Origin of the sequence: Enterobacter cloacae complex sp. S1 (assembly GCF_014930525.1) — a bacterium.
GTDB classification, from domain to species: domain Bacteria; phylum Pseudomonadota; class Gammaproteobacteria; order Enterobacterales; family Enterobacteriaceae; genus Enterobacter; species Enterobacter hormaechei_C.
The window spans coordinates 1-1,363 of record NZ_JADBRE010000075.1 but is presented as its reverse complement, the minus strand read 5'-3'; the positions used below and the strand labels follow the sequence as shown (position 1 = coordinate 1,363).

The following is a 1,363-nucleotide window of genomic DNA, read 5'->3' as shown; positions in this document are numbered from 1 at the left end:
CTATAAATGCTTTCCTACACAGAATCTCCGTAAAGGTGATAAAATGTGTTTCTTGTTTCTTCATGAAAAAAAATTATAAACATCTAATTTCATGGGCATCATGGAAAAATGAAAAGGCATGGTGTGATAGAGTAGTCACTTGGGTGGAAGTTGGTTATAAAGGCGAAATACCTCTGGATTGTATCAGTGAATTATTAACTGTTGAATTTATCTAAGATAAAAAAATTATTTTCTGCCAATGAGCTAACCTAAAATGGAGGAGTTGTAAATGTTGATTAAAGCACGCAGGATGTTAGTATTGCCGGAAGGCGAAGCGTTCAAACAACTTACAAAAACATATGAAAGCAACTTAATACCCATACCAGGAATGTACGTTCAAGATTCTATGTGGCATGATCAGCTAGAAATTTGCGAAGTTGTTTGCCAATTTAAGGAAGACTGCTACTACATTTTGCTGCCTGACCTGAAAATTAACTCACCTAAATCAGTTGAGTTTGAAATAGAAACACTTTCTCTTCACGGCTGGACTGTTTCACCATAGTGCAATTATAAAGCCCCAATAGTGGGGCTTTTAAAATAGCCCCACACTTATTAGAATATATTACTGAAATAAAAAGACTTTATTTAATCAACAGCACTAGACTCCATTTAACATCATTAAAGCCTACCAGTTTCGCGAGATGCTTAATTTATAGTTCACTTTGTTTTTTAACTATATCAGTTTCTGCATCATTACTAGCCAGCGCTGGTTGTTGAATTTTTTTGTTTAAAATCCCTCTAACAAATTGAACATTTTCGACAGAGGCATCTAAAAATTTCTGAAACGACTTTGAACTTAATAACTCTGACCAAGGTGTACTATGATCATCACCTTTAATAAGCCGTAACGGAGCTTCCTCAAGACGAGTCAGAGCTGAATCAAAAAGTCTTTTTTCAAATTCACCATCAGATACACGTTTTGCTTCATTTTTATATCCCTCATACGCTTTCGCCACTGAAGATTTAAATGCATAATCCTCTGCCAACTTCCAGCGCTGGTTTATTTGTTTAGTTGCCAACCAAGCAAACCATAATGGTGCTGCTATGCTAAACAAAGATAAGAATAACTGTGTAATAATAACTGTTGTATTTGGGTTGTCTTGCTTAAGCACAGTTGATAGACTTCAAAACGTTTGAAGCCAAACCATCCACCTAACACTAAAGATAGTATTAATCCACCTACCCAAGCTTGAATACTTTTATTAAGCTTATTTGCTTTTATTTCAAATGCTCCTGCTAAACCTTTGGATGTTGAAGCTCGAATAGCTTCTTCGCATAAGGCAAGATATTCAGCTGCTTTAGTTTCTTTCTCATCCAGTGAATC

Annotated in this window: 2 protein-coding genes and 2 pseudogenes; 2 read left to right on the top strand and 2 right to left on the bottom strand. The window is 35.4% G+C overall.

What is annotated here, in order from left to right:
- Nucleotides 1-215 (top strand): annotated as a pseudogene (locus IM290_RS21745) (hypothetical protein); the annotation flags it as partial.
- 53 nt (nucleotides 216-268) lie between these two features.
- Entirely contained in the window at nucleotides 269-541 is a 273-nt protein-coding gene (locus tag IM290_RS21480; protein ID WP_193042718.1) for a hypothetical protein, read from the top strand.
- A gap of 148 nt (nucleotides 542-689) precedes the next feature.
- Here IM290_RS21480 and IM290_RS21475 read toward each other — a convergent pair whose 3' ends face one another.
- Both IM290_RS21475 and IM290_RS21470 read right to left on the bottom strand, forming a co-directional pair.
- The gene (locus tag IM290_RS21475; protein ID WP_193354512.1) at nucleotides 690-1,058 is read right to left on the bottom strand and encodes a hypothetical protein; all 369 of its coding nucleotides are present in this window, start codon (nucleotides 1,056-1,058) and stop codon (nucleotides 690-692) included.
- Nucleotides 1,059-1,081: 23 nt separating this feature from the next.
- Nucleotides 1,082-1,363, bottom strand: a pseudogene (locus tag IM290_RS21470) (hypothetical protein); the annotation flags it as partial.